Source organism: Alteromonas sp. 38 (assembly GCF_902506055.1).
Classification (GTDB): Bacteria; Pseudomonadota; Gammaproteobacteria; order Enterobacterales; family Alteromonadaceae; genus Alteromonas; species Alteromonas lipotrueae.
Genome location: NZ_LR733300.1, coordinates 912145 through 938316, shown reverse-complemented (window position 1 = coordinate 938316; position 26172 = coordinate 912145). Strand labels below are relative to the sequence as shown.

The 26172-nt window shown below is 43.5% G+C and carries 16 protein-coding genes; 8 read left to right on the top strand and 8 right to left on the bottom strand.

Features of this window, described 5'->3' with window-relative positions; translation table 11 throughout:
• Entirely contained in the window at positions 1 to 267 is a 267-nt protein-coding gene (locus tag FLAVO9R_RS03980; RefSeq protein ID WP_159528972.1) for a hypothetical protein, read from the top strand.
• Between the two features lie 146 nt (positions 268 to 413).
• Here FLAVO9R_RS03980 and FLAVO9R_RS03975 read toward each other — a convergent pair whose 3' ends face one another.
• The 5 genes from FLAVO9R_RS03975 to FLAVO9R_RS03955 form a co-directional block, all read right to left on the bottom strand.
• Positions 414 to 839 (bottom strand): hypothetical protein, encoded by a 426-nt coding sequence (locus FLAVO9R_RS03975; RefSeq protein ID WP_159528970.1) that lies wholly within the window; start codon positions 837 to 839, stop codon positions 414 to 416.
• The gene (locus FLAVO9R_RS03970; RefSeq protein WP_159528968.1) at positions 839 to 7321 is read right to left on the bottom strand and encodes a toxin TcdB middle/N-terminal domain-containing protein; all 6483 of its coding nucleotides are present in this window, start codon (positions 7319 to 7321) and stop codon (positions 839 to 841) included. The genes FLAVO9R_RS03975 and FLAVO9R_RS03970 overlap by 1 nt, the downstream gene beginning before the upstream one ends.
• Before the next feature lie 23 nt (positions 7322 to 7344).
• Entirely contained in the window at positions 7345 to 7665 is a 321-nt protein-coding gene (locus FLAVO9R_RS03965; protein WP_159528966.1) for a hypothetical protein, read from the bottom strand.
• 392 nt (positions 7666 to 8057) lie between these two features.
• Positions 8058 to 9761: a glycoside hydrolase family 3 C-terminal domain-containing protein gene (locus FLAVO9R_RS03960; protein ID WP_159528964.1), complete on the bottom strand. Its 1704-nt coding sequence runs from the start codon at positions 9759 to 9761 to the stop codon at positions 8058 to 8060.
• A gap of 32 nt (positions 9762 to 9793) precedes the next feature.
• Positions 9794 to 10420 carry a glycoside hydrolase family 3 N-terminal domain-containing protein gene (locus FLAVO9R_RS03955; RefSeq protein WP_159528962.1) on the bottom strand — a complete coding sequence of 209 codons (627 nt, stop codon included), beginning with the start codon at positions 10418 to 10420 and terminating at the stop codon, positions 9794 to 9796.
• 461 nt (positions 10421 to 10881) lie between these two features.
• Between FLAVO9R_RS03955 and FLAVO9R_RS03950 the strand changes: the two genes are divergently transcribed.
• The gene (locus FLAVO9R_RS03950) at positions 10882 to 13938 is read left to right on the top strand and encodes a TonB-dependent receptor (protein ID WP_159528960.1); all 3057 of its coding nucleotides are present in this window, start codon (positions 10882 to 10884) and stop codon (positions 13936 to 13938) included.
• A gap of 63 nt (positions 13939 to 14001) precedes the next feature.
• On the top strand, positions 14002 to 15507 hold the full coding sequence (locus tag FLAVO9R_RS03945; RefSeq protein ID WP_159528958.1) for a tryptophan halogenase family protein: 1506 nt from the start codon (positions 14002 to 14004) through the stop codon (positions 15505 to 15507).
• A gap of 41 nt (positions 15508 to 15548) precedes the next feature.
• Here the strand turns inward: FLAVO9R_RS03945 and FLAVO9R_RS03940 are convergent, their stop codons facing one another.
• Positions 15549 to 16526 carry a helix-turn-helix domain-containing protein gene (locus FLAVO9R_RS03940; RefSeq protein WP_232370577.1) on the bottom strand — a complete coding sequence of 326 codons (978 nt, stop codon included), beginning with the start codon at positions 16524 to 16526 and terminating at the stop codon, positions 15549 to 15551.
• A 510-nt stretch (positions 16527 to 17036) separates the two neighbouring features.
• On the opposite strand from FLAVO9R_RS03940, the gene FLAVO9R_RS03935 reads away from it, so the two are divergent.
• The gene (locus FLAVO9R_RS03935) at positions 17037 to 18722 is read left to right on the top strand and encodes a glycoside hydrolase family 9 protein (protein ID WP_159528954.1); all 1686 of its coding nucleotides are present in this window, start codon (positions 17037 to 17039) and stop codon (positions 18720 to 18722) included.
• Positions 18723 to 19016: 294 nt separating this feature from the next.
• Here the strand turns inward: FLAVO9R_RS03935 and xylA are convergent, their stop codons facing one another.
• Together xylA and xylB are read right to left on the bottom strand one after the other, a co-directional pair.
• Positions 19017 to 20336 (bottom strand): xylose isomerase, encoded by a 1320-nt coding sequence (gene xylA / locus FLAVO9R_RS03930; protein ID WP_159528952.1) that lies wholly within the window; start codon positions 20334 to 20336, stop codon positions 19017 to 19019.
• 61 nt (positions 20337 to 20397) lie between these two features.
• Positions 20398 to 21858, bottom strand: coding sequence for a xylulokinase (gene xylB / locus FLAVO9R_RS03925; protein WP_159528950.1), 1461 nt, complete (start codon positions 21856 to 21858; stop codon positions 20398 to 20400).
• A gap of 172 nt (positions 21859 to 22030) precedes the next feature.
• Between xylB and FLAVO9R_RS03920 the strand changes: the two genes are divergently transcribed.
• The 4 genes from FLAVO9R_RS03920 to FLAVO9R_RS03905 all read left to right on the top strand — a co-directional run bounded on the left by FLAVO9R_RS03920 (position 22031) and on the right by FLAVO9R_RS03905 (position 26153).
• Complete coding sequence (locus FLAVO9R_RS03920; RefSeq protein ID WP_159528948.1) at positions 22031 to 23245, top strand: XylR family transcriptional regulator; 1215 nt, start codon at positions 22031 to 22033, stop codon at positions 23243 to 23245.
• Positions 23246 to 23277: 32 nt separating this feature from the next.
• On the top strand, positions 23278 to 24696 hold the full coding sequence (locus FLAVO9R_RS03915) for a sugar porter family MFS transporter (protein WP_159528946.1): 1419 nt from the start codon (positions 23278 to 23280) through the stop codon (positions 24694 to 24696).
• Between the two features lie 309 nt (positions 24697 to 25005).
• Positions 25006 to 25641, top strand: a complete 636-nt coding sequence (gene trhA, locus FLAVO9R_RS03910; protein ID WP_159528944.1) for a PAQR family membrane homeostasis protein TrhA — start codon at positions 25006 to 25008, stop codon at positions 25639 to 25641.
• Complete coding sequence (locus FLAVO9R_RS03905; RefSeq protein WP_159528942.1) at positions 25638 to 26153, top strand: hypothetical protein; 516 nt, start codon at positions 25638 to 25640, stop codon at positions 26151 to 26153. The genes trhA and FLAVO9R_RS03905 overlap by 4 nt, the downstream gene beginning before the upstream one ends.
• Positions 26154 to 26172: the final 19 nt, after the last annotated feature.

Below are 26172 nucleotides of genomic sequence, written 5' to 3'. Positions count from 1 at the left end.
ATGCCGACAAGCAAAATTGATTTTCACAATGCCGAATGCTCGGCCTGCTGCAAAAAGCATGTCGATATTAGAACTGAAATAATTGCGCCATCACCAGAAAGGCCAAATGCTATTCGTAAGAAAATAATCTTTCGATGCGAAGATCATCTCGATTGCGATGTCGATGAGATTGAAAAGCTTGCGCTTGTCAAAAAGCGTTTTCAAAATCTAGACGAAAATGACCTTGTTGATGGCGAAACATTTTTTAATCAATTGGACTCTGAATAGATATAGCTGCGCCTCCCAGCTTTGGCACCAACCCAAAGGAAGCGAAGCGCCAACCCAAAAGTTAAACGCCAGAAAAAAGAAAACCAGCTCCCGCTGGCTTTCCTTTGCTTAGTTCCGCCTAGATTTGCACCCGACAGTGTGTACTTTTAATTAATAAGACATTTTTGAGTATCGTCATCAATTATAATAACGAGAGGTTTAACACTCCTTTCAAAAACTAGTTTTTCACCCGCTAAGTCACAGACATTTCTTTTAATTTCTGCTGCCGCTACTACTGAGTGATCAACTATAATTGCAATTAAAGTTATGTCATCCCTTACCTCAATATCAGCAAAATCTAGCGAATAATCATTATCTACACCATGTTTTCTAAGCACTTGTTTACTATTGTCGTAAGGCTTTAAAATAATCATCTTTTCCCAATTATTTACATAGTCATCTATAGATGCTTTTCCATTTTTTAGGTCCTGATAAATTCTTTCACTAAAATCTGAAATATTTGACTCATTGGTGCTTTCAGAACATCCCTGCAAAATCAAAAAAATTGAAAGTATTAAAAATATTCTTTTCATTAATGTGATACCAACTGCCCATCTTTGATATACCAAAGTTGGCCGCTATTTAAGCTATTAGTTACCGCTGTTTGCAATGATAGCCTCATAGCACCATCTCCGTACCTATGAGTAAATCCACTAGGTAACCATGTCGTCTCAGTGGCTAACGCTCTACCTATAGCATTGTTATGCATATCCATAGTATTTTCTATTGCTGGACCACCACCAACTTGTTCATGCAATGAAGTAAATGCCTCTGCATGTTCTGCCGAAGTATACCGCGTTATCAGTGCATTCCAATATGCATGTCTAAATGCATCACCTTCCCCGTTATGTAGTGAATTGGGGTAAAGCTCGGCTGCTTTGTTATATGCTTGAAGAGTTGCTGCCGCAATTCCGGGAGCGGCAAGTTTATTATCCATCAAATATTGCCACTCTTCATCAGAAACTCGGTCTTTCAATCTCATTAACAATTTATGTGAATCTTTTGCATAGCTTTCACCATTAAACATTTGAGAGAAGGCACCAGTTGTAGCTCCGTTCGCAAATTTACCTCCCGAAATTACCGAGGCAGTACCGCCAATTACAGCAGCCGTAACAACCCTTGCACCAGCGTTTTCAGGAGCATAACCAAACTTTTCGTAAATCATTGGCTTAGCTGCGGCAGAAAAACCAGCAGCAAAGAACCCATGTCCAAAATTTCCTCCTTGCAGATCGGACATAACACCACCAACAACGCCATTTCCAACAATATTTCCAAATGTTCCGGGATCGAACATTTGTCCTACGCCATAGAAAGCGGCTGCGCTAAATGCGCCCCTTAAGGCCCCTGTTAGGATGTTTCCTCCATTAGCAGCGGCACCAACAGCGCCAGAAATTGCTCCGGCTGCCGCAGCACCATACCAACTACTTACAAACCAACTTGCTGTTCCACCGGTAAAATATATAAGAGCAGCTCCAGCTATAACCCCAGCAAATTTCTTAACGCCTTTCCACAACTTGCTAAAGAAATACCCACTAGGATCGGTATAGCTCATAGGGTTATTCAGAACATACGAATAACGATTGTAGTTCTGGCTATTTAACGGAGCCTGAATAAACGGATCAGCCTGTAAGAATCGACCCAAAGTTGGATCGTAGATCCGACCGTTCATATGAATAATCCCAAGCCCATCCATCATATTATGGCCAGTATAGCCTCGGTCGGTCGGCTGCATGTAACTGGCATTCGCAAATACCGATGCTTGGTGGATTTGAGTGCGCTTTCCAAACGGGTCAAAGAATGCCTGCTGTACTACAGTGCCATTAACGTTCGTTACCGTGGTAATAGATCCCTGATGGTCTTTATGTAAATAAGAGTATTCTTTTGTCCCGTTACTTCGGTGTGAAATAACAATGTCTCCGGCTACGTAATACTTGTGTTCCGTTGATGAGCCACTACCACCGGTCCTTCTCACTTCTTCATAATTGCCAAGGTAGATAGTTTGATATTCGTTCGTCTTTCCGGCTTCGACACGTTTCTCTTTCTTAAAGTAAAGTTCACGATCCACACCGTACTTCATGTCTGCGTATAGGCCACCTTTGGTAATTCGAGTAGGCTTATCGTAGGTGCCATAGTTGAATGTGCGTCCAGTGCCGTCACTACGGATGTTACCGTTATTGTCGTAGGCAAACGAACCAAAACCTGTAGCTGAGGTAAGGCGATGTACGCGGTTTGCATCACTATAATTATAGTTACTAACACCATTTTTCTTTTTCAAATTACCGAAGCCGTCATATTGATAATCGATGTTATCATCGAAAATTGAGGGCATGTTAGCCCCCCAATCGCCTACGCTCACTGAGCGGTAATCGAGGCGGTTCAGGTCATCGTAAGTGTAAGTCTCGGTAAACTTCGCCCCCACACCTGGGTTGGTACCGTACTCTGTCGTTCGAGTTTTTACGTTACCCATTTCATCGTGAGTCACCCCCGAGTAGAAAATAGCCGAAGATGAACGCATTACGCGCGTACTGGTGTGCCAACCGGTATCTCCACGGTAACCAAAGTGAGTGCGAATATTGTTTCCGTAAAGAATCTCAACTGCTTGACGTCGTCGATCGAATTCTTTTACTTCTTTAAGCAACGCACCAGTGGCGTTATTGGTAATCTTATAGAGGGCTCCGGACGACGTCTTGTAATGCATTTTCACTTGCAGTCGGTTGCCTTGGCTGTCTGCTGGAAAGGTTTTTAAAGAAGGACGGCTATAACCGTCAAAACTGGTATTCTGGTAATAGGTTTTTCCACCTGCGTAAGTACGGGTTTCAATTGGGCGTTCTGCACTGTCATACTTGAAGTACTTACGTATTGTGGCCGCGGTGGTGGGCGATGTACCGCAAGACTGGTTTTTACCATCATATTTTGCAGTCGCAAAGAGTCTACCCGCTTTGTATGCATCTCTGTTATCGCTGTTATTAGTGGCGTAATGCCAACAAAGTGTTCCTTCGTTCGCTTGGTAACTACGAATCTTTCTGCCTAATTTGTCGTAATTAAGCGTGAAGGTATGTCCGCGAGCAGTTTTCTGTGTATACAACTCACCAAACGCATTGTAAGTGTAAATCCAAGTACCTTTATCAGGGTCGGTCATCTTGGTTTTGCGGCCGTACGTATCGTACCAGTTCTGAATTTTGCTGCTCTTACCGTCGGCTTCGGTAATGGTTTCTTTCAGGTTACCATACGCGTCATATTTAAATTGTACCTCTCCACCTAATGCGTCAATGGTTTTAGTTGTCTGACCAAAACCGTTCGCATATTTGAAATAGGCATTGCCACGCTCGTCTAAAGTAGATTGCTCCAAACCATTAACAAAATAAGTGACTATTTCACCGTTGGGCTTGGTGACTTGGTCAACCTGCCCAAGTGCATTATAAGAATAGGTGGTCCGGTAACTGGTAGAGGATGGCTCGGTAACATAATCTACTCGCCCCTGATCATCATAGTACGTAAATACTTTATCCCAATCCTCTTCCGCGCTTCGAACATAACGAGCGACTTCACGCCCCCACTTATCATAATAAGCCTTAACCGCAGATTTGCCCGATTCTGTCTTTGACTCGTAATAGTAAGATCCAGAAACACAATTTAAACACCAATTTCGGGTTATCAAAGTAATGCGACTATCTGGATGGTCAATTTTGTAAGCCCGCCCAAAGTCATCATAGAATGTTTTGGTAGGCCGTGAATTAACAGAATATACCGTTGAGTTTTTAATCAAGCCAGATACAGCGTTTCCATATACACCGTTATACTGGTAGGTAACATAGTTGCCCATAGCATCGTGCTGACGGTGTACGAAGCGCCCATTCCCTTGATATTCAGTTTTTGTTGTACGAGTCTGTGTGCTGCCCGTATTCGTAGAATATCCTGCAACTGAAACCTGTGTTTTATTCCCGTAAGTATCATAAGAGTAAGTAGTGGTTGTTTTGTATTTGGCGTTATCCGGCGACACAATTGCCTGATGAAGATAATTACTACTGTTGTAAGTGAATCGGCTATTACGAGTAATTTTACCTCCACCATTTACGGTTTTTTCAACTCTCGTCGTTTCCAACCGTCCCCAGCGTCTGTCCTTGTACGTATTTACCGTATAGGTCTTCTGGTTGTCACCATATGTACCACTGAAATCGTTACTATCTTTATCGTAAACCGTAACACTGATGTTATCGACATTGCCCCAGGTGTCTTTTACCGTTCTTGTGTTAGTCTGGCTTACGAATTGTGTATTAACCCCGTCATATGTGTAACTTTTCTCAAAGGAATCATAAATATAAGCGTGATATCCCCCCTGTGCAGTCTTCATCGCTTTCAGGTTATTTTTCGCCCACGAGAGAGCATGTGTGCCGATAAATTGCGCCGTAATACGAGGAATACCCGTCAAGACAAAATTAGTATTACCGTGATATTGGTGGTTATAGGTTTCTGTGACTACCCCAGTTTGCTGGTCAATGGTTCTTAGTACTTCAAACCCCAAACTTCCACGGCCTTTTCGATGAAGTAACAATCCACCGTACTGATATTTCACAATAAGATCTTTACTACTTGTGACATCGGTTCGTACTTCAGATACCAGCTTCCCTCCAGCAAATGGTGAAAAGACGTTAGTATGCGTGTTGTATGAAGAGTCTTGACGGAAATATAACGCCGTGTTTGTCATTGGCGTGTATTTAATATTGGTCGCAACACCAAAGCCGTTGGTGATTTTATTCACCGTATATTCGTTTTGGTTTACACGTATGGAGTAACGCCGCCAGTCACTTGAAGAACCAATGTATAAGTCGAGATTTCCATCTCCGTTACCGTCACCAAAGCGAATAGTATTGTTACTGCCGAAACTCCGAGTTCTCACATAAGTAAAATTAACTTTGCTTGGAGATGTGGTTAGACTGCTAACATAAATAGTCCAAGAAGAGTTGCTTGTTGCGTAAAGCATATCTGCCTTACCATCGTAGTTAACATCAACAAACTGAGAGTAATTTGCGCTGTCAGTATCGTATGGCTGCGTCAATATCTGCTCGGCACCGAACGTTTTTCCATTTGATAAACGGTAGCGCCATTTACTCGCATAGGAATAAATCATATCCGTCAAGCCATCACCATTTAAGTCGGCATAACGAATATCTTTATAAGAGGCGGAGAGCGTTTGTACTTTACTGAAATAGGGGTCATTTGCACTGTTGGTTTTGGAAATAAATACCTGTCTATTCGACGTTGTATTCTCTTGCCACGTGCCCATCAAATCACCTTCACATTCTCGCCGAGTTTGGGCGAACAACCGGTCTCCACGGGAGTTGGTACAGTATCCGTCGGTTGACGTGACTTGAAGAATAATATCTGATAAGCCATCACCGTTAATGTCTATAGCGCTGGCGGATTTGATGGTAGCGCGATACATCTGAGCGTGCCCAAATAATGCGTCGCCGCTCAACTCTGAACTAAAAGTGAAAAGGTGATTGTCGGTAAACGATTTATTCCCCGTGTTTAGATAAGCACGAACCTCTTTACCTTTGCGGTAAACAATATCCTCAAAACCGTCGCCATTGACATCCATCACGGCGGCACCACCTTTAAAACCCCAGGCACGCAAGTTAGCCCCTGACGAATTTTTAATATATCCTTTTTTCAAGCTTCGACTTACGGTATGGCTGGGGCATTTGCTCGTACCTTCACATCGAGCTGGTGCTGACTTAGTATTTTCGTAGTACACGATATACCAGTTTTTATCCTCACCATCGGCAACTAGAAGGTCGCGTACACCATCGCCGTTATAATCAATGTTGAGTGCATATTGGCGCTGTGAACCACTATCTCCAATATTTGTTAGTGTAGTGGTTGAAGTAGAGGTCGCCGACTTTAAGCGCCAGTAACCGCTTTTTACGTACATCAGATCAGATTTTCCGTCGCCAGTTAAATCGAAAACCTGAGCTTCATAGCGGTTGTGCTCATCCCCAGTAATGTAAGAATATGCGTTAGTATAATCTACTGCTGTCGTAGTATTTGGGTGTGTCCAAGTTAGGGTCGTAGGTTTTAAACAGTTAGTAGTAGAAGAAGCTAGCGTCGGGCATTCTTGAACAGATGTGAGCATTCTGCGCTTGCTCTCATTATATGCCAATTTGTAAGCACGATATTCAACACCGTCAACTTTGGATACCACACTGGTAAGTACCTTGCGACGCATAGAATAGCCTTTATTGTTGTAGCCCGATGCGTAGAAGCTTTTATTAGTATAATTAAAATTGATAGACGCGAATGGCGCTAGCTTCTTTCCCAGGTGCCCCGAATATTCCACTTTGCTGATATAAGATGAGCCATATTCCTTAAGATAAGAAAAGCGAATATAATTACCCTTACGGTCTCGAATAGCTTTTAACATCCAAGTATTTGCTCTGGCGCTAGAAGCTCCAGAAGCAGTAATAAAGGCATCTGTTCCTGGGGTTACGCTTCCCACAGTCGAATCGTTTCGAGTATCTCCGTAATAGAAAAGCTCACCAGACTTTTTCCATACGACAAACCAGCGAGGGCCGTTTTCAGTATCGCCACCCAATGCTTTCGCATGACTAAAATCGTCATTCTCCAGATAATAGTTAGTGTTTGGCGCACCGTAACTGCCACTTTTAACTTTCATTTTCTGGCCATCAAGACAGAAGCGATCGTTTTTATTAATATTGACCCCTTCAATTCTGCCATCTTGAGAAAGGTTTTTCGGACAGCGCGATATGGCAGACAGACCACTAATATTCCAGCCTACGCCCAAAGGGCCTTCAAACGAGTTAGATGATGAATAAGACAACGCCATCTGTGGCTGAACACCTGCTCGACCAGTAGGCGCTGCTATTGGAATTGTGTAAGTTGCCGACCCACTTTCATCTACTCGAAAATCACCGGGTGTGAGCCCGACTTTTTCTGCAAAGGCAAAAGTTGGCAATACCGCCAGCACAATGGCAAACAATGAATGCAAAGCTTTCATCGGATCTTCCCTGTTCTGTTTTTTTAATTAAAGGATGTAATTACATCTGTCGCACAGTCTATGTATGGCAGCTCGACTGTGAACGTGTTGTCGTTGTTATGAAGGGTAATACTCGTATCATAAATGACGTCATTTCCTGACATCACCTGAATTAAAAGGCTCGCATAACGGTCATCTTTGAGATCATATTCAATGAATGCAGCAATGGGGCCGCTCACGGGACATTCTTCAGAATCTTCATTATCTAGAATGGAAACAGAAAGTACCTCAGGGATCAGGTTTTCTGCGGCACAAATTAGCGGGAATATTAGGAATAAAGATAACAGCGTTGGTTTAATTTTCATTGTAAACAAATCCATGTTTTCATTTTTAGAATGAGTCTTTCCATATATCACTCGTCGACAATATACGTAGTTTTACCTCACCTCGCGTTCAAAAATCAACCAGAAACTAACAGCTTTAATAAAAATTTAACATTTATGTAGATAGCAACTTCAATAAGGCGGGTTTGAAATGGTTTAACGCTTTTGTGCACGTAAGTGAACTGACGCGCCGAAATGTGAGCTTTCTCCATTATTTGATGTGTGCGAAAAAAAAAACTTTTGCATTCAGATGTACCTATCTACTCGTACACCCTTCTTGGTAGAGGTAGTCAGTGCCATCGTTAAGGCACTGACTATTGCAATATTATGAGTATAACCGTTCAACCATTTAATAGGGAAGAACGAACATAATATCAGGGAAGATTAATGGTATGTTGCACAACGTTATCGCTACGCTTCACACCTTGTCCCCCACCTATAGTTACCCGTAACTTACCCTTATAAGGTTGGCGCTGACCCTGTTCATCAACATAAATAAGTTGAGAATCATCAATGATGAATTGCATTGACTGGCTTTCTCCCCCCCCTAAGCTTACTCGTTTAAAAGCAACCAACTCTCGCTGTGGCGTACGAGTGGGCGCATCAGGCATTCCAAGGTAAACTTGAACAACTTCTTGGGCACCTACATCACTTTTGTTGGATAACGTGGCGGCAATATTAAGCCCGTTGTCGGAGTGGGTAACATTGAGCTTATCGTAATGAAAGTCTGCATAGCTAAGGCCGTACCCAAACGGATAAAGCGGGGTACCCTCGAAGTACTTATAGGTTCGATTTACCATACTGTAATTTTTAAAGTCGGGTAAGTCTTCGACAGACTGATAAAAAGTGACTGGCAGTCTGCCAGAAGGGCTAGTGTCACCATAAAGAAGATTCAGCAATGCCGGCCCAGTTTGCTCCCCAGGATAGAAACCTTGAATGATAGCGTTCAGGTTTTTGTCCTCCCAGTTTAGTGCTATTGCGCTTCCGCTCATGTTAACCATAACAATGGGTTTGCCCAGTTTATGAAGCGCTTTTAGTAGTGATGATTGGCTCTTGGGCAGTTTGATATTCGTTCTATCTCCATGAGAGAACCCATCAATCTCCAGAGGCATTTCTTCTCCCTCCAGTTCAGCGCTAATACCACCAACAAAAACAATAACATCAGACTGTTTTGCCACTCTAATGGCTTCACTCTCTAAATTTTTATCTTCTAATAACCATTTGAAACTGATTTCTGGTTCAATCACATTACTGTGCCAGAACCGCTGAATAAGTGACTCAGCCTTAAAGTCATAGGGTTTACCTGCCTCAAGATAGCGACTTTCGGTTGTCAGTTCTCCGTCTAGATAGACCTCGACATTTTTCATTTTAAAGTAATAATTTCCAGATTCTTGTGGGGTAATTTTGCCCGTCCAACGCACTGCAAACTCTTGATTTGATGATTTGTTAAACGGTATATCTGCGTTCGTAACATTGATGTTTTTTTCAATTTGACGCTTGCTAGGCTGGAGATTGAAGTGACTTGAAGAGTAATAGTTAGCGACTAAACCTGAGTTTGATTCGCCTTGCATATTTACATGGGTGAAAACCGTGGAAGGCACAGGACTAAAATGCGTAAAAATGGTTTCCGTAATACTGCTCCCTGGCGCGTAACCTAATTGGTCTGAAGGCAGCGCCTGCGAAAAGGCTTCTTTCGGCGTAACAGGCGTCACGGGAGTGCCATGGTAATTACCCACAAGTATGGCGGGATTGTCGGCATTCGGCCCGATAAGCGCTATTTTACTATTACGTTTTAGGGGCAACACACCATCATTTTTAAGTAAAACCATGGATTTCTCTGCCGCTTCTCGTGCCAATTCAGTATGGTTTTTAGCACCCACCACAGACATAGGGATTTTGGTATAAGCATGTGTACTGCTGCTATCAAACATTCCCAGTTTCATGCGTGCAGTCAGCAAACGAGTAAGCGCTCTGTCGACATCACTTTCATCAACCAAATCTTCGGCAACAGCTTTTATTAGATAACTAAAGGTGTTGCCGTGGTGGTCTCCGCAATTTAAGTCCGTACCAGATTTCAAAGCACTCGCTGCCGCGTGAGCAGGGCTATCAACTACATGATGGGAATTTTCATCATAGAAGTCAGCAATAGCACCGCATAATGCTTCAAGGTGGCGACCGATTTAAGGTAGTTTGAGTCATCACCTTCAAGGCCTTTTACAAAATTGATCGCCATTCGAGAAGTTAAATACGGATCCTCTCCGTAGGTTTCTTGGCCTCTGCCCCACCTAGGATCGCGAAAGAGATTAATATTAGGAGACCAATAAGTAAGGCCTGTGTACATCGCATTAGTATCTTCGCGCGAAAACGCGTGGTGCTTAGCACGTCCTTCGTCTGAAATTGTAGACGCTATCCTATAGATAAGAGGCTCGTCGAAGGTTGCAGCCATGCCGATAGCTTGGGGAAATACGGTGGCTTTACCTGCTCTTGCCACGCCGTGTAACGCCTCGTTCCACCAATAATATTCGGGAATGGAAAGGCGCTCTATTGCTGCTGATTTATCAAATAATTGACTCACTTTTTCTTCCAAGGTTAACCGGTCAACTAAATCTGCGACACGAGTCTCAACCGGCAGCGATTGGTTTTGAAATGGCAGTGTTTCAGCATAACTGAGGGAAGTAATTAAAAAGCAGGCGAATATGAGAATTCGCTCAGGCAGTTTTTTGATTATTCGATTCATGAATGTAAATGTCTCATGTCTTTCCTAAGGGACAGTTACGCTAATCATTTGAAATGAAAAAATCGTCAAAACAAAGTTACTTTTGCATATTTGAACGTTCACGTCATCTCGGATTGATGTGAAAGGGCGCGGAGTAATTCCACAACGCGTCCTATGGGAAGCAACCTCAACAAAACGGCTACTCTCACCACATCACAATGATAACAAAATGTAACAAATATGTTTATTTATTGCCTCACCCAACTCATTCGTCGTTCATTTATACGTTTTTCACAATATTGAACTGTTTTTTTAAATTCATAAAATCAACAAGTTGAGAACAATCCCCTCTCTTAAAATGAGATCTTTCGTTCAAATTAGCCGTTCACATCTACGCTGGGCGAAATGTTGTATTTATGTTGTTATTTTTAAATGGAGATTAAACGCTTTGGTGTTTATTAGAAACATGACTAGGGAAAAAAATGAAAAAATATAATAAATCGACGATAACTAATATAGTGAGAAAGCCTAGCTTTAAACTCTCGCTTGTTTCCAGCGCCCTCTTAAGTACGCTATTAGCTTTCCAACCCCAGCTCGCCTTTGCGCAGTCAAACTTCCCCTCAGAAGACAGTAAAAAAAACCAAACTGACGAAAATGTAGAAGACCTTGAGGTCATTGAGGTGCGAGGAATAAAGGAAAACTTAGCAGACGCACAGTTACTTAAGCGCTACGGTGATACCTTTCTTGATGCAATCTCAGCAAAAGATATCGGCGCATTGCCTGACAGAAGTGTGTTGGAGGCTATCGTTCGATTGCCTGGTGTTTCCATCGAACGTTTTGCAGGCGCCAACGATCCAGACCATTTTAGCGTTGAAGGAAGTGGCGTCGTGGTTAGAGGGTTAACCCACACCAGAAGTGAATTCAATGGTCGCGATACCTTTACCGCCGACTCAGGAAGAGGACTTAGTTTTCAGGATGTTCCCCCTGAATTAATGGGCGGTGTCGAATTATATAAGAATCAATCTGCAGAAATGATTGAAGGAGGTATTGCGGGTACCGTAAATTTAATCACTCGCAAACCCTTTGATAGCGACAAGCGTATTTTAGCTTTTTCTGCCGATGCCACCTATAGCGATTTTATAGAAAAAACTACGCCAACCTTTTCTGCATTGTATTCGGATGTGTTTGAAAGTGACTACGGCAAATGGGGCCTGTTGCTAAACTTTTCAGATTCCACGCTTAAAGCGCAATCAGACGGTACCCAAGTCGGTCGATTTGAAACACAAAACCAGCTAATTGACGGCGAAAGTGTCATGGTACCTCGCACCACACGGTTAACTCGAAAGCAAGATCTTAGGGAACGTCAGGGGCTAGCAGCAGCGCTTCAATGGGAGAGCGTAGACGATACTATACTCGCCACAGCACAGTTTATACGGTCAGATTCCTCGTTGTCGTGGACAGAACGCGCCATTGAATTGGCAGACGATGCCGTCATTAATGACTTAATCCCAGCAGAGGGTACAACATTTGATATCGACGAGCAGGGGCTGTTCGAGTCTGGAATAATTACGTCTAACGCGGGTTGGAGAGGAGATGATGCCGAGCGCCAGCCTGGCGGTATTTTCGGTGCTCAACACGCGATGATCACACGCGCCAGAGAGCAACATTCTGTGGTTGATGATATCGGATTAAATGTACGGTACCGCCCCAATGATGAGTGGGCATTTAGCGCAGACTTACAATACGTAGAGTCAACGTCAGATATTGTTGATTTCTCGGTAATGGGCGCTACACGTGCCGTGGTTGGAATCAACAATAATGGAGGCAGCACGCCTGATATATTTCTGACCGACCCAGCTAACGCCGGCGACGAAACGCATTTCTCCAACCCTTACAATTATTTTTGGCGCAGTGCGATGGACCATATTTCAGCCAACGAGGGGGATGAAACCGCAGTAGCGTTAGATGCAAAATATACCTTCGAAGATGGACTGTTTACGTCTATGAAAATAGGAACCCGCTACGCACAAAGACAACAGACCACCCGCCAGTCCACCTATAACTGGGGGTGGTTGTCAGAAGCTTGGGCGGGGAACGGCAATGCTTGGTTCGATGCACAAGGTGATGAGCTTGGCGCTGGACTAGGCGACTTATACGAGGCCGTGTCTTTCCAAGACTTTGCAAGAGGTGGTGTATTAACAACATCAGGAGGAAATACCTTTCTTTTCCCTAAAGAGTCTATCGCTGATAACTATCGTGATGCTGAGTCTACGTTCGCCAGCCTTTCGCCAGGCTGGGCTTCCTTAGCAAGCAGGCCAGGTGCCATAGGTGATTTTTTGCCAAATGAAATTAATGAGACTACCGAAACAAATAACGCATTTTTCGTTCAAGGTAATTTTGAGGGGGAAGTTAAAGGGCTCTTTTTCAGCGGTAACGTTGGTGTGCGCTACGTTAAAATTGAGAATAAGACAGACGGGTTTATTACATTCCCCGATAATCTAGCGGTTCAAGATGATGATCCTGAAAACTTTTTACCGCCTGACCAAGCCGCATTCGGCAATGCTGCCTCAAGGGAACAAACAGCGGTTAGTGATTACAATAAATTATTACCAAGCTTCAATCTTAAATTAAATCTAAACGACGATATGCTGCTGCGTTTTGGTTACTCCAAAGCCATTGCCCTTCCTGATCTTGGAAACCTTCGCAATTACGTCGAAATACAGGGCGATGATTTGCAGGTTGAATACTCAGGTGAAGGCGATGATAGAGAAATAACCAGTGCGCAATACCAACGCTATACCGCAAAATCTGGCAACCCCTTTCTTAAGCCGATGGAAGCCAACAACTACGACTTCGCCTTTGAATGGTATTTTCCAGAAACCGTTGGCTCGTTGACCACATCATTCTTTTATAAAGATTTAAGTAACTACTTTATCAACGGTTCCACCGATCGCGTATACGAAAATAACGGCGTGTCGCAAATTGTTCAAGTTGATGGCGCTACCAATGGCGATGAGGGCAGCGTTCAAGGTGTGGAGATTGCTTATCAGCAGTTTTTCGATTTTCTACCAGGTGCGTGGAGTGGTTTGGGACTGCAATTTAACTATACCTATGTTGAAGATGAAGGCTCACCCAATCCGGGGTTATCACCAGACAAACCAGATTCTTCTGAAGGTGAAGGCATTGCTTTTGATAACTTACCGCTTGAGGGGCTTTCCAAAGACAACGTGAATATTGTAGCGATGTACGAGAAAAACGGCTTTAACGCCCGCCTTGCTTATAATTGGCGCTCTGAATACCTGTTAACCACGAAAGATGTCATCACTCAGCTTCCCATTTTCAATGAAGCAAATGGGCAGCTTGATGGTTCGTTCTTCTACCGGTTCTCAGACAATATTGAATTGGGGCTACAGGGCACAAATTTAACCAATACGGTCACACGTACCTCCATGCAAATTGACGCTGAAGGGAATCAAGTGGGCCGGTCGTGGTTTGTTAACGATCGCCGAATAAGCTTGGTCGCTAAAGGGACTTTTTAAAAGTTTGAGGATAAAACAGGCATGCCACATATAATGGCATGCCTTTAACGTTATGGGGAAGTTATGTCTCAATCAATGTCTATAAAGTCTATCGTGATTGTAGGCGGTGGGTCTGCAGGCTGGATGACCGCAGCGACCCTCAGCAAGGTCTTAGACCTATCAAAATATAGTGTCACGCTTATCGAAAGCAAGGACATTCAAGGGGTTTCTGTGGGTGAGGCGACTATCCCTCAAATTACTTTATTTAACCGAATTTTGGGTATTGGTGAAGCTGACTTTATCCGTGCCACTAACGCGACGTATAAGCTGGGTATTGAATTTAAAGACTGGAAGCATCAAGGTCATGCCTATTTTCATCCCTTCGGCACGTTCGGTATTAATATGGAAGCATTGCCGTTTCATCATTTCTGGCTTAAGCGTTTTAACGAAGGTGCTGGTGGCGACCTTTGTGCGTATTCTGTTGAAGCGATGGCGGCTAAAGGTGGGCGATTTGGCAAGGTTAAGGCGCAGAACAATTCACCCCTCGCCAATATGAGTTATGCATATCATTTCGACAGTACTTTGTATGCTAATTTTTTACGCGACTTTGCAGTAACGCGCGGAGTTCGGCATGTTAGTGGTAAAGTTGAAACGGTTTCAAAACACCTTAATGGCCATATTAATACGCTTACCTTGCAAGATGGCCAATGTATTGATGGTGAGTTTTACATAGATTGTAGTGGTTTTCGAAGTTTACTTTTGGAAAAAGAAATGGGTGCGACGTTTAGCGATTGGAGCGACCTATTGCCCTGTGATAGTGCCATTGCAATCCCGTGTAAATCTGCCGATAGCATGTTAAAACCCTACACCCAATCAACAGCGAAAGCCGCAGGTTGGACATGGCGAATTCCTTTGCAGCATCGAATTGGTAATGGTTATGTGTACTCGAGTAAATTTACGGAAAAAGACGTCGTGCTAGATGAGCTCATGGCGCAATTGGAGGGAGAACCTTTAGCGGAGCCAAACTTTTTAGCCTGGAAGACAGGAATGCGCCCTCAAAGTTGGATAAAAAACTGTTTAGGCATAGGATTATCTGCTGGGTTCATTGAGCCGCTAGAGTCTACTGGGTTACATTTAATTCAATCGGGGATAGCGAGATTGATGACACTCTTTCCAAACAATCGGTTTTGTCAAAGCGACATTGATATGTACAACCGCCAGACTGAAAAAGAGTTTGAACAGATTAGAGACTTTATCGTGTTGCATTATGCTTTGACAGAAAGAAACGATAGCGAATTTTGGCGATACTGTCGCAACATTTCATTGAGTGAGTCGTTGAATCAAAAAATGCAATTATACAAAGATTCAGGTCGTATTTTTCGCATAGACAATGAGTTATTTAATGAAACATCGTGGCTTGCCGTCATGCATGGGCAAGGGTTACGAAGTGAAGGATATCACCCGTTAGTGGATAGAATGAGCACATCACTCATTGATGAACGACTTACCCATATCGCGAGTGTAATCGATAAGTCAGCTGCTGTACTTCCCGAACACGCACAATTTATTGCACAACTAAGTTCAAAGTAGCTCTTAATGACCACATTGTTAAGCGGCGAAATTGTTGCCGCTTATTCCCAGTAGTCTTTTCGATACTGGGTAGGTGTTTTCTCTGTTAACTTTTTAAAGAACGTATTAAATGTGGCTTTACTGTTAAAGCCCGCTGCATCCATTATATCTAACATGGTCGCGCGGCGATTCGACTCGCTTTCTAATAGCAATTTACTCTCTTCAATTCGGTAATGATTAATAAACTCAAAAAAGTTTTTATTAAAATGATGATTAATAATATGAGAGAGAACCCGAGGGGGGACGTCTAATTGGTTTGCCAGATTTTCCAACGTTAGTAGATGGTTCAAATAAGGCTTGTTTAAATGCATGTAACGGGTGATTTTATCAACCTGCCGAACGTCTATTTTCGGTTTTTCTTTTGTGGCCGCGGGGGTAAGCTTACTGTCAATTCCACGAAATATGGTGGAATAACCTGCACTAAAGAATATCAGTCCAGATATCATTAACAAAACCGCATAGTTTGAACTTAGACCTATAAACCCATGGTCGATATAGAGCCCAAATTCATACGCAGAAACAATGGCAAGCGCCGTTACTACGGCAATAACTCTAACAACTAAAAAGCCTATAACTAACGCTTTTAACCACGTCAAATCCACACTCTCAGTTTCTGCAACTTGTTGTTTAAGCTGCCTCTGATAACTATTGAGTTCTATTAGGCACAACACCCCGCACGCCACTCGAAAAGCTTCACGAAACAAATATATTGCTCGCTCTACGAATGGAGTATTGGCAATAATATCCCCCTGCAAGGCGGCAATTTTCACAGCCTCATCTTCAAGCCACCAATTGTTAGCAAAATAGATGGCGTAAACCAAGAAAGGCAGTAAGAAAAGCAGGTCGTAGCGTCTGAACTGGTAGTCTTTGTATATTAGACTACGAATGTAGAAAAGTAATAATGGCGCTTCAACCCAGTACGCGAGTCCGAATGAGTAAAAAAGGTTTGGTGAAAAAGACAACGCTATAGAACGAAACATCTCTCCAAAATTGATTAGATTGTCTAAAGGAATTGCCGCTTGTGAAAGTAAAAAGGCGGCGAGCAAAAAATGTGTTTTTCTTTTGCCGCGCTTGAGTGTCGCCAAGAAAAGAGCAAATAAAAGGCACTGAAAAACAGTGAACAGCAAGACCATATCATGAAAGTTAAACAAAACGATTTTCATTAATAACCAAACACTTTTTTATTGTTTTATAACGTGTTCAATACCGTGACGCAAGAAGCGAATTGACCTAAATTGTGTAAATGGAATGTTTTTTTTCTTAGCCATCAACCAAACATGTCTACATTCGTTTAAATACACGTACAAAGCGTCTATTTCTACGCTTTGCGCCTTTAGTAAGACGACTTATCGTTGTATTTTGACAAAAATGTAACAACTTAAAACCACATAACACTAGGGTCTCTAATGTATCGCTTCTTGTCAGTTAGTTCGCGAATTATGAACCGAACCTTATTTCTTTTGCTATTAGTCGGTCTGACGAGTTTGATCTTGAACGGATGTGCAGATGACAATGGCAAATCTAAATTTCAACAAGCTCGCTCAGAAAAGCCCTTGAGTATTAAACTCAATCAGGTGGGATACCTACCAAATGGGAAAAAGCATGCACTTGTGCCAACGTCAGCATCAGGCAAATTTTCAATAAAGCGCTCAACGAGCGATGACGTTGTCTATCAAGGAGAGTTGGAAGTAACTAGCTCGTGGGACCTTAGTAATGACCCATCGTTAAAATTAGCGAGTTTTAATGACTTCGATGAACTTGGAGAATTTTACTTAGACGTTAAAGGTATACCGCCCTCTTTGCCCTTTACCATAAGCCCAACTATTTATGATGACGCCCATCGCGCTGCATTTAAGTCGTACTATTTTAATCGCTCTGGTATGGCGCTAAGTGAAGAATATGCTGGGCAATGGAAGCGACCAGCTGGTCATCTGGATACGCAAGTTAGTGTGCACTCCTCTGCCGCCACCTCTTCAATGGACGCTCTTAGCGCTCTGCCCTCTGAAAAGGGCTGGTATGATGCAGGCGACTACGGAAAATATACTGTTAATGCTGGCATTGCGACTTATACGTTACTTGCCGCTTACGAGCACTACCCTCAATACTATGAAACGGTAGACGTCGCGATCCCAGAATCAAACGACGGGGTTGCCGATTTACTAAACGAAGTGCGTTGGAACCTAGACTGGATGGCAAGTATGCAGCGCCACGACGGGGCCGTATTTCATAAGCTCACGACGTTAGAATGGGCAGGTGTTGAAATGCCCCACGAAGATAATGCGCAGCGGTTTATGATTGGTGTATCCACAAGCGCTACGTTAGATTTCGCCGCCACAATGGCAATGGCGAGCCGTATTTACAAAGACCTAGCACCCGATGTAGCCCACCAATGGTTGCAACAAGCTGAAGCAGCGTGGCAATGGGCGACCCTCAACCCTGATGTTCGCTATGTACAACCTGATGATGTACAAAGCGGCGAGTATGGCGATGACCAATTCGACGACGAATTTTTCTGGGCGGCGTCCGAGCTATACATCGCCACAGAGAATACCCGTTACCTCAGTCAAATTGAAAATAGTGAAATCAATTTTAGTATACCTGGGTGGGCAGATGTTGAAACATTAGGCCTGATTTCATTATTGAAAAATGCGCAGGACAAGCTGTCAGTTTCGCAGCTTATTCGGCTAGAATCTGCTTTTATCGCGCTGGCTGAAAAAATTACCGAGCAGGTATCTACCTCACCTTATTTAGTGCCAATGCAAGAAGATGATTTTGTGTGGGGGAGTAATAGTGTGCTCCTCAATAAAGCCTTTATTCTTTTAGCCGCATATGAAATCAACGGCACTGCAAAATATAAAGATGCAGTCTACGACAGTATTTCTTATATCTTCGGCATGAACCCAACAGGCTATAGCTTCGTTACAGGCTATGGAAGCCTCACGCCTATGTCACCCCATCACCGTATTTCAGCAAGCGATGGAGTGATAGCGCCTGTACCTGGCATGCTAGTGGGTGGGCCGCATGCAGGGCGTCAAGATGAATGCGATTATCCCTACCCTGAACCAGCAGAATCTTACATTGACGATTGGTGCAGCTTTTCTACCAATGAAATTGCTATTAATTGGAATGCGCCCTTGGTATATGTTTTAGGTGCTATTAACGCGTTGCCACAGTAAATCTGCATGGTAATGCCATTCAAAAAGAACGCGCATGGTATAAAATTTCAACCCTGCTGCGCTTTTTTATACTTCATTCGTTGACGTCGGTTAGCATGAAGGCGTTTTTGTATAAAGGTGTTCTGGCATGGAACGCCCCTGCACAAAGTGAGTTGGCATCATTGGCTTCGCGCCATCAGCAGCTTGTATAAACTGGTGTAGTGAATCTGGGGTGAAAAGACTTTTTGTAAACAGTGCTTGAATAAAGCAAAAAAAAGCTGCCATTGGCAGCTTTTTTTATTTCTTCACATGCATTTATTTATAAATAATTTGGTTTACGTAGTTCTCCAGCCCCTCTTGTTTTCCAGAGAATGGCTTAGGATCTAAGCCATTAGCTAGCGCATGTTTCGCCAGGGATTCTAAAGACATATTACCTTCTAAAATTTTCTGCCCAACTGTTGAACCCCATCCAGCATAGCGATTTTCCACATTCTGTGTGAGCACGTCATTTGAAAGCATTTCATATGCTTTCTTTAAACCCAGCGCACAGGTATCCATTCCACCTATATGACCTAAGAACAGGTCTTCTGCATCCAAACTTTGGCGTCGTAATTTGGTATCGAAGTTAAAGCCGCCCGATGTGTAGCCACCATTTTTCAGTATTTCATAGCAAATGAGGGTCATTTCTTCTACCGAATTAGGAAATTGATCGGTATCCCAGCCTAATTGCGCGTCTCCACGGTTCGCATCAATGGAACCAAAAATACCTAGCGCAAAAGCTGTCGCTATTTCGTGATGGAAAGAATGGCCAGAGAGTGTGGCGTGATTCGCTTCAATATTTACCGCAAATTCTTTCTCTAAACCAAACTCTTTTAAGAAGCCATAAACAGTTGCAGTATCGTAGTCGTATTGATGCTTAGTAGGCTCTTGTGGTTTTGGCTCAATTAATAATAATCCGTCAAAGCCGATTTTGTGTTTATGCTCAACAACCATGTTCATAAAGCGCCCAAATTGCTGACGCTCTCGTTTTAAATCTGTGTTTAAGAGCGTTTCATAGCCCTCTCGCCCCCCCCACAAAACATAATTCTCACCGCCAAGTGCCTTCGTTGCATTCATGGCGTGATAAACTTGGGTCGCGGCACGAGTGAATATTTCAGGGTTCGGGTTTGTGGCAGCGCCAGACATGTAACGTGGGTGACTAAAAACATTGGCTGTGCCCCAAAGCAACTTCATGCCAGTCTCTTCTTGCTTACGTGCAAGCACATCTGTCATTTCTGAAAGATTGCGAATGTATTCGTTAACTGAATTGCCTTCAGGGGCGACATCAATATCATGAAAGCAATAGAATGGTGCGCCTAGTTTTTCAAAAAAAGAAAAGGCCACATCGGCTTTTTGCTTAGCACGTTCCATGGGATCACCGGCTGCAAGCCAGGGCCTATTGAAAGTACCAGTGCCAAATACATCAGCACCATCCCAACAGAAATTATGCCAATAGCACGCAGCAAACCGCAGGTGCTCTTCCATCGTTTTCCCACCCACCTCTTCTTTCGGATTATAGTGTTTGAAGGCAAGAGGATTAGTCGACTCCGCCCCCTCATATTTTATGGTAGGGATGTTTTCGAAGTAGTTATTCATGGTTTTTCCTTTATCTAAAATGCGTAATAAATGACGATAAGCTTTGAGCTCGCTTGCGTTGCTACGTGAAGAAAGGCTCTACTGCGTAATAAAGTTCTCGAAACTGTTGACGCTTAAGAAGGTATCTATTGTGAATGTCTTTCTGAGGGCTGTAAGACGCTTCAAGAGGCGGCTTAAAACAAACATCACTTGGCGCTAACTGAGGGTTAGCAGCAAGCTTGGCTAATCGCGCGGCACCCAAAGCCGGCCCCACATCGCCGCCCTCTCTATACTCTAAAGCGTAGCCGCTGATGTCGCTGAGAAGCTGTCGCCAGAATATGCTTTTAGCGCCCCCGCCGATGAGGCTAATAGATGTTGTCGTCACGCCACTTTGGTGTACGGCATCGATGCCATCTGCAAGCGCCATCGATACCCCTTCAACAACAGCGCGAGCCATATGTACACGGCGAGTCGACGCCGACACACCAAAAAAAGCGGCTTTTGCAGAAGGGTTATTGTGAGGTGTTCTTTCACCCGTTAAGTAGGGTAAAAATAAAGGGGTTTCTGAATCTAACTGGGTGGTATTGCGCTGAATGTCTTCCATCATTTCAACTACATCTTTGTAGCCACTTTGAAGGCAATACCATTCTAAACAACTTGCGGCACTGAGCATAACGGACATCATATGCCACCGGTCAGGCAATGCATGACAAAAGCTATGAACCGCTTGTGCAGTATTCACTGAAAACCTTTCGGTAACAGCGAAATAGACACCTGAGGTACCTAGTGACAACATGGCATGTCCGGGCTCGAAAATACCACAGCCTATCGCGCCAGCAGCATTGTCTCCTGCGCCACCAGCAATCACGACATTATGCATACCCCACCGCTCAGCCAGTGAAGCTTTTAAAGTGCCAGTCACTTCACTTCCTTCAAAGAGCGCAGGCATATTATCAACTCCAAGACCACATGATGCTAATAACACTTCATCCCATTGACGCGTTTCAGTATTCAACCACATGGTGCCAGCAGCATCAGACATATCAGATGCAAACTCGCCGCTAAGTTGATATCTTAAAAAATCTTTGGGTAGCAACACTTTACTTACTTTCGCAAATACCTCGGGCTCATATTTTTTAACCCAAAGTAGCTTGGGGGCGGTGAACCCCGCCATAATGACGTTGCCTGTGCGCATAGCTGAATCAGGAACGGCCTTGTTTAGCTCGTCACATTCGGCAACACAGCGTCCATCGTTCCACAGGATTGCTGGCCTTAGCACGTTCCCTGACTCGTCAAGCAGCGTTGCACCGTGCATTTGGCCACTTAAACCTATCGACTTAACATTGGACAATTCAATCTGTTCAGATAGCTCATCTAAACAATCGCACGTTGCCTTCCACCATTCGCCAGCATCTTGTTCGGACCACAACGGCTTAGGCATGGATACATTAAGCGGCCTGCTTACTGAGACCGTAATTACCCCCTCCTCATCCATTAACACTGTTTTTACACTGGATGTGCCTAAATCTACTCCTAAGTACATAGTCTTTCCGCGGTTATATGAGGCTATGCCTTAAATATTGATTACTAAAAGCGTCAATATCAATTATGAAATTTTGTAATCGTTTTGTTAATTACCACTTACTCGTTTAGTATATTTAAAACTAATAAACGTAATTGGTTTTACGTAATTTGTTTATATTCAGGAATTAACTATGGTTGAAAAAGCGCACAGTATTACGCTGCTTTTGAATGCAAGTAAGATATTTGATAGGCAAATAATTGAAGGTATCGGAAGCTACCTGCAAGCATCAAATGCCGATTGGGACCTGTATTTAGAAGAAGACTTTTTAACTCGTCTTGAGCATTTTGATGAGTGGAGTGGCGACGGCGTTATTGCAGACTTTGACAACCCCGCTATTGAGCAAGCGCTGAGTAACACCAAGATACCAGTCGTAGCGATAGGCGGCTCTTACCAAGATGATGCTAGCTATCCAAATGTACCCTATGTGGCGACAGACAATTATGCTTTAGTGGAAGCCGCTTTCAATCATTTACGGCATAAAGGAATTGAAAGGTTTGCATTCTACGGCTCGCCAATTGGCAAAGCGCAAAGGTGGGCGCAAGAAAGAGAGCAAGCCATGCTGTCTCTCGCGACACACTATGGCTATGAATGTTATGTCTATCGAGGCCATGCGGTTAGAGCCGAAACGTGGCAATATTCTCAGAAGCGCTTAACCGATTGGCTTAAAAGCCTACCCTCTCCCACAGGGATAGTGGCAGTGACAGATTCTCGCGCGCGCCACCTTCTTCAAGCGTGCGATCACCTAGGCTTTCTTATTCCAGAAAGGTTTGCCGTGATAGGCATTGATGACGATGAACTAACACGCTTTTTAAGCCGAGTTAGCTTGACGTCTGTACGACAAGGTAGTTTGGAAATGGGGTATCAGGCAGCACGATTACTGCACAAGCAATTAAACGGAACCGCAATAAAAAACAAACAATTGTTAGTCCCCCCTGTGACGGTAGCAGAACGCCAGTCTACTGATTTCAAAGCGATTAAAGATCCACTTGTAATGCAAGCGTCCCATTACATTCACATGAATGCGTGTAAGGGAATTAAAGTAGACCAAGTGCTAGATCATGTAGGCATCTCGAGATCTAACTTGGAATCGCGATTTCGAGAAGAAAGAGGCCATAGTATTCATACAGAAATACACAACGAAAAACTAAACCGCGCATGCCAAATGCTCAAAGAAACTGATGCCAATAGTGGTGATATAGCCAAGCGTTGCGGCTATCCGTCGGTGCAGTATATGTATGCTTTGTTTCGAAAGCACTTTGATAAAACGCCCGTTGAATACCGTCAAGATTCACAGCCCAACCATTTTGAAAATGAGCCAAGCTCATCAGTCATAAAAGCCAGTTGATATCGGAACCTTACCTTAAAGAGAATAATAATATGGACACTACAACAAATATTGACCTGCCTAATGAAGCCTCGGGGAATGGCTTCGTTTTATTTATTACTATCGTGGCTACCATCGGAGGCTTTCTATTTGGATTCGATAGCGGGGTAATTAATGGAACTGTAGAAGGGCTAAGCGTAGCATTTCAATCAGAGAGTGTCGGTACAGGATTTAATGTATCCAGTATGCTACTTGGATGTGCAGTAGGTGCTTTTTTTGCTGGTCGTTTAGCTGATAGATACGGAAGGAAGTCATTGCTCCTTGTAGCCGCAACCTTTTTCCTGGTTAGTGCATGGGGCTCAGGTATAGCAGGCAGCGGATCGGAATTCGTTATATATCGTATTATTGGAGGACTTGCCGTAGGGGCAGCGTCGGTTATGGCACCTGCTTATATTGCAGAAGTCGCACCGGCAAAGTATCGCGGCATGCTGGCGTCTATTCAACAAATAGCCATTATTAGCGGCTTGTTCGCTGCTTTTCTAAGTAACTATTTTCTTGCCGACTATGCGTCAGGTTCTACACAGGTGCTTTGGTTAAATTTTGAAGCGTGGCGTTGGATGTTCTGGATGGAAGTCATCCCAGCATTGCTGTTTTTCCTCATGTTACTTTTTATACCAGAAAGCCCTCGCTTTTTAGTGGTTAAGAAAAAAACAGATAAAGCGAGTGAAGTATTGGGCAAACTTTATGGCGCTAATGGGCAAAAGAAACTGGCCGAAATTGAAGCGTCTTTGTCGCAAGATCATAAACCGCAATTAAAAGATCTTATTGATAAAAACTCTGGAAAAGTAAGATCAATTGTTTGGATAGGGATTGGGTTGGCTGCACTTCAGCAGTTAGTTGGGATCAACGTTGTATTCTATTACGGTGCCGTATTGTGGCAAGCCGTGGGCTTTTCAGAAGCAGATGCACTACTCATTAATGTGATAAGCGGAGCTATCAGCATCGCGGCATGTGTTGTGGCGCTATCTGTTATCGACAAGATTGGAAGAAAACCATTGCTTAAATGGGGTTCTATAGGCATGACGGTATCGCTTGCCGTAGTAACGTTAGCCTTCCTAAACTCAGAACAACATGTTGATGGCAGGCTGGCGTTAAATGAATGGGGGCCTGTTGCACTCATCGCTGCCAATCTTTATGTATTCTGCTTTAACTTTTCTTGGGGGCCGGTAATGTGGGTAATGCTAGGAGAAATGTTTCCTAACCAATTAAGAGGCTCCGGCTTGGCCGTAAGCGGGTTAGTGCAGTGGTTTACTAACTTTGTTATCACATGGTCTTTCCCAATGCTTCTTGCAGGAATAGGCCTTGCGGGTGCTTACGGACTGTATGCTTTCTTTGCCTTGCTCTCTATCGGCTTCGTTCTTCGCTATGTTTATGAAACAAAGGGCTTAGAGTTAGAAGAAATGAAGGGTTAACTACGCCCATGACTACATAACGTAAACAAGACTCTACGTTCAACACTTTTACTGATTGTCATTCACACGCGATGAGATAAGTGACGAATACTTTTAGCGACAATGATACGAAAGGTTACGCCTTCATCAACGTACAATGTAAAATTGTCATACTCGTCGACAACGCTTCTGTTATACTTTAGCGAACAAGTGTACGCTGAAAGCGCGCTAAATGAATTACACGCGTTAAGGTACAAACATATCGCACAATTGTATTAGCAATAAACGTATCAGTACGGCCGCTAGATTAAAATAGAGTTGGAGGAAGTCATGACAAGTATTACGGCAAAAGCCTATTCTGTATTGGAAGAATGGCTTAACAGTATCAGTCATGGTGTTGGTTTTATTGCTGCCATTGTAGGTATGGTATTTCTACTCTACCGCGCAGATAACACCCTAACCATTACCGCCGCTGCGATATACGGCGCTACGCTCATTCTTATGTTTTTGAGCTCTACCCTTTATCATGCTACGTCACACCATAAGGCAAAGGGCTGGCTAAAGCTATTCGACCACAGTGCAATATATTTGTTGATAGCAGGTACTTACACACCTTTATTGTTAGTGTCGATTGGAGGCGTACTTGGCATCACCATGACGGCGGTAATTTGGTGTTTAGCTCTTGGTGGCGTTGCCTTTAAGCTTATTGCGCAGCACCGTTTTCCAAAAATATCCGTGATGACCTACTTATTGATGGGGTGGATTGCCATTGGGCTCATTTACCCGCTGTATGTTGCGCTACCAGGTGCTGGATTATGGTTACTGGTCGCGGGTGGTTTATGCTTCAGCCTTGGGGTGTGTTTTTATGTGGCGAAAAAGGTAAAATATACTCATGCTATCTGGCATGTGTTCGTATTAGGCGGGTGCAGCTGCCATTACTTCTCAATATATTATTATGTGGTATGAATAAAAACGAATCATCATCTGTATCCCAAGGTACAAATCGCCAAACATCCCTTGCGTGGTTTTCACTTAGCGCTGGAAAGATCTGTCTGGGGCAAAAACCGACATCTGATACCTATGCAAGGTTGAAAGGGTTGGGGGTTACTCACCTTGCCACGGTACAAACCGGTGAAGAAGATGCCCCTGTTATTCGCGATGGAGCTAAAGCAGCTGGGTTAGAGTGGATATGGCTGCCTTTTTTACACCCTTCAGCAGATTCACCTACCGATGATGTTCACTTGCATCAATATCTGCACGAACTGTCGCAGATGCTATCTGAAGGCGCCAGTGTGTACTTACACTGTGATGGTTCACAGCATCGCTGTAGCTTACTGTTTTATGCCTTGTGTCATTATTGCCGCGTGCCTTCAAACAGTGCTTACAGTGCATTACATAGCTTTGGGGCAAGTTCGGCAAATGGGTTGTCGCGCGGTGAACTACAATGGGCGGCAGAACTCGGCCATACCGCCCCTTAGTTAGTGTCGTAATCGTATT

Coding starts and splice junctions, on each gene's coding strand:
- FLAVO9R_RS03980 (WP_159528972.1), top strand. CDS start 1: ATGCCGACAAGCAAAATTGATTTTCACAATGCCGAATGCTCGGCCTGC.
- FLAVO9R_RS03975 (WP_159528970.1), bottom strand. CDS start 839: ATGAAAAGAATATTTTTAATACTTTCAATTTTTTTGATTTTGCAGGGA.
- FLAVO9R_RS03970 (WP_159528968.1), bottom strand. CDS start 7,321: ATGAAAGCTTTGCATTCATTGTTTGCCATTGTGCTGGCGGTATTGCCA.
- FLAVO9R_RS03965 (WP_159528966.1), bottom strand. CDS start 7,665: ATGAAAATTAAACCAACGCTGTTATCTTTATTCCTAATATTCCCGCTA.
- FLAVO9R_RS03955 (WP_159528962.1), bottom strand. CDS start 10,420: ATGAATCGAATAATCAAAAAACTGCCTGAGCGAATTCTCATATTCGCC.
- FLAVO9R_RS03950 (WP_159528960.1), top strand. CDS start 10,882: ATGAAAAAATATAATAAATCGACGATAACTAATATAGTGAGAAAGCCT.
- FLAVO9R_RS03945 (WP_159528958.1), top strand. CDS start 14,002: ATGTCTCAATCAATGTCTATAAAGTCTATCGTGATTGTAGGCGGTGGG.
- FLAVO9R_RS03940 (WP_232370577.1), bottom strand. CDS start 16,526: ATGTTTCGTTCTATAGCGTTGTCTTTTTCACCAAACCTTTTTTACTCA.
- xylA (WP_159528952.1), bottom strand. CDS start 20,336: ATGAATAACTACTTCGAAAACATCCCTACCATAAAATATGAGGGGGCG.
- xylB (WP_159528950.1), bottom strand. CDS start 21,858: ATGTACTTAGGAGTAGATTTAGGCACATCCAGTGTAAAAACAGTGTTA.
- FLAVO9R_RS03920 (WP_159528948.1), top strand. CDS start 22,031: ATGGTTGAAAAAGCGCACAGTATTACGCTGCTTTTGAATGCAAGTAAG.
- FLAVO9R_RS03915 (WP_159528946.1), top strand. CDS start 23,278: ATGGACACTACAACAAATATTGACCTGCCTAATGAAGCCTCGGGGAAT.
- trhA (WP_159528944.1), top strand. CDS start 25,006: ATGACAAGTATTACGGCAAAAGCCTATTCTGTATTGGAAGAATGGCTT.
- FLAVO9R_RS03905 (WP_159528942.1), top strand. CDS start 25,638: ATGAATAAAAACGAATCATCATCTGTATCCCAAGGTACAAATCGCCAA.